Genomic DNA, 2,261 nt, shown 5'->3' on the forward strand with positions numbered 1-2,261 from the left:
CATGTCGGCTTAATAAAATCAGTTGGTTGCCGATTTTATCGAGCCCCATCGAAGTCGGCGCCGGGCCAACTTCGATCTTAGGGTCAGATTATAACAGATTGCGCTGATTGATTTTTTACGGTTTGCTGCCAGGCACTACCTAGCGGGGCGAAGGACACTTGCGCCAGCTTAAAATGCGCAAGCCCGAAGGGGATGCCGATGATCGTGATGTACAGCGAGATCCCCATGAGCGCATGGGCAATGGCCAACCATAGACCCGCCACAATGACCCACAGGAGATTGGCGACCCCGGTGCCGATGATGCGCGGCTCGCCGATGAGTCGGCCGTCGATGAGTTCTCTGCCGAACGGAAAGGCTGCGAATCCCGCGATCCTGAAGGCCGCCATGGCAAACGGGATGCCGATGATGGTGACGGCCATGACGAATCCGAACAAGACCCAACAAAGCCAGGCGACGATGCCGCCGCCTAACACGAACCACAACAGGTTGCCAACGAATGCCATGATGTTCCCTACGCCGCGAACCGCTCGACCTGGATCATCCGGGCTTGCCGTCGCTGACGCGGTGCTTGGCCGCAATGAAGGTCTGGTGCGGCACATGAAGCAGGTTCGCCACCTTGCGCACCAGATACTCCTCATGCTTGCACAGCACCAGATTGGTGTAGGCGACCCGCCACAATTGTTCGATCAAGGCCGCCCGTTGGGCCTGGTCGAAATGGGCGTTGATAAGAGAGGTGAACTGGTAGTAATCTGTCGCCTGCTCCCGCTCTTCGTCAGCGCAGGCGATCAGTTCCTGCGCCTGTTCGGGCGAGAGTCCGAAGTTTTCGCGTACGGTATCGAATATCGCCGCTTGTTCCTCGGGCGTGATAGCCGCGTCCATGTGCGCCATCTCCAAGAGTAGCGCCGCGGCGGCGCACCGTGCGGCCTGGGCCGGGTCCCGGGTCGCGGCGGAGTCCGCGATCAGGTATTGATCGAAAAAGGTGCGAATTCGGTTGAGCATAGGGCCTCTGTGTCGTTGGTCGTTCAGTTCGATGGGCTCGATCTAGCAATGACGGCTGCTGATCCAAGGTCACTCCTGTCCTGTGTTCGGCCGTCAAAGGGGCGATCGAGGCAACAGACGTCCAAGTAAGGCTTCATTTTGCTTTCGCTCAGCGCCGCTGCCGGTCCGCGCCCCACGCCATCTTTGCATCCATCAGCCAATAGACAATCCCCAGCGCCAGGACCACCGCCGCGGTGGCCAGGACATACATCGGCTCGATCTTATGGAAGTCGAAGACAATGACCTTTCGGGCGATCGCCATCAACGCGGTGGCGATCACGAGTTTGACATGCACTACGTCATCACGCAGATAGAGGGTGATGTTCATGAAGATCTCGATGGCGATCAGTACGGCCAGAAAGGCGCCGAAGGCAACGACGATGTCACGGGCCTGGAAATCTTCGAACGAGGGTCGGAAGACCTGGCCGTAGAGGACCATCGCCACGTCGACGACACCCCATAGGATGGTGATGACCATCAATACCGCCAACACCCGTACCGCGCCCCGAATGATGCGATGCAGGACATTAATCATCCCGTCTTCCTCGTCGACCCCGAGTTCACCCTGACCGATGCTCTTGAGCCGTTCCTTGCGGAAGTGATGCATCAGGCTTTGGACGATGGTGTCGTGCGCAAGGAGGCGTTCCGGGGTGAAATCTTTCTCGGTGAAATCCCGTAAGCCCTCGATGCCCTGCAGTTCCCGGTCGGAGAGGCGCTTGAAACCCATGCTCCAGTCCGAGTATTGACGGCGCTCGATGGGGTGACGGTGCAGGATATGGAAATCGGTGTGGCGCGGGTCCTTACGGATCCTGTCGATCAGGTCGTCGATGACCTTTTCCTCGCCCTCCAAAACCTGCAAGAAGGTCCCGTTACCGTAGAGCAGCATGCCGGTGACGCCGATGCTCGCGTTACTCTCCCGGCAAACCTGCAACAAGCCCAGTAGGTCTTTGGTCGAAAAGGGCTCGATGGAGGAACTGATGTACAAGACTTGAATCATAATAGCTCTGTGAAGGCACGGCGAAAATGGTCCGAACAGTGGGGGCATTCGAACCGGGCGTCATTTCCTCTTTATGCGAGCCGGAAAGTAAGCCGGGTTCTTGCCGTCGCTTAGGCCGAAGTTTGTGTTCTCTGTTGCCGCCTGGTTTCCCGGCGGTGCCACGCTATCTCTGCCATACGACGATTCGTTCCCGGCTCCTCGCAGAACCGGACTTGGAGTGTTACAC

The 2,261-nt window shown here is 58.1% G+C and carries 3 protein-coding genes; all 3 read right to left on the reverse strand.

The genetic code is table 11. The features are described from left to right. Window positions 1-83: 83 nt before the first annotated feature. The 3 genes from QZX93_RS26600 to QZX93_RS26610 all read right to left on the reverse strand — a co-directional run bounded on the left by QZX93_RS26600 (window position 84) and on the right by QZX93_RS26610 (window position 2,035). On the reverse strand, window positions 84-503 hold the full coding sequence (locus QZX93_RS26600; protein WP_295385512.1) for a YccF domain-containing protein: 420 nt from the start codon (window positions 501-503) through the stop codon (window positions 84-86). Window positions 504-537: 34 nt separating this feature from the next. Continuing rightward, window positions 538-999: a TerB family tellurite resistance protein gene (locus QZX93_RS26605; RefSeq protein ID WP_295385514.1), complete on the reverse strand. Its 462-nt coding sequence runs from the start codon at window positions 997-999 to the stop codon at window positions 538-540. Window positions 1,000-1,147: 148 nt separating this feature from the next. Beyond that, window positions 1,148-2,035, reverse strand: coding sequence for a phosphate-starvation-inducible PsiE family protein (locus QZX93_RS26610; protein ID WP_295385516.1), 888 nt, complete (start codon window positions 2,033-2,035; stop codon window positions 1,148-1,150). Window positions 2,036-2,261: the final 226 nt, after the last annotated feature.

It is taken from the genome of uncultured Thiodictyon sp. (genome assembly GCF_903946935.1).
In the GTDB taxonomy this organism is placed as follows: domain Bacteria; phylum Pseudomonadota; class Gammaproteobacteria; order Chromatiales; family Chromatiaceae; genus Thiodictyon.

Bases quoted from the DNA above. Each gene is read 5' to 3' on its own strand.
- QZX93_RS26600 (WP_295385512.1), bottom strand. From the start codon at position 503: ATGGCATTCGTTGGCAACCTGTTGTGGTTCGTGTTAGGCGGCGGCATC.
- QZX93_RS26605 (WP_295385514.1), bottom strand. From the start codon at position 999: ATGCTCAACCGAATTCGCACCTTTTTCGATCAATACCTGATCGCGGAC.
- QZX93_RS26610 (WP_295385516.1), bottom strand. From the start codon at position 2,035: ATGATTCAAGTCTTGTACATCAGTTCCTCCATCGAGCCCTTTTCGACC.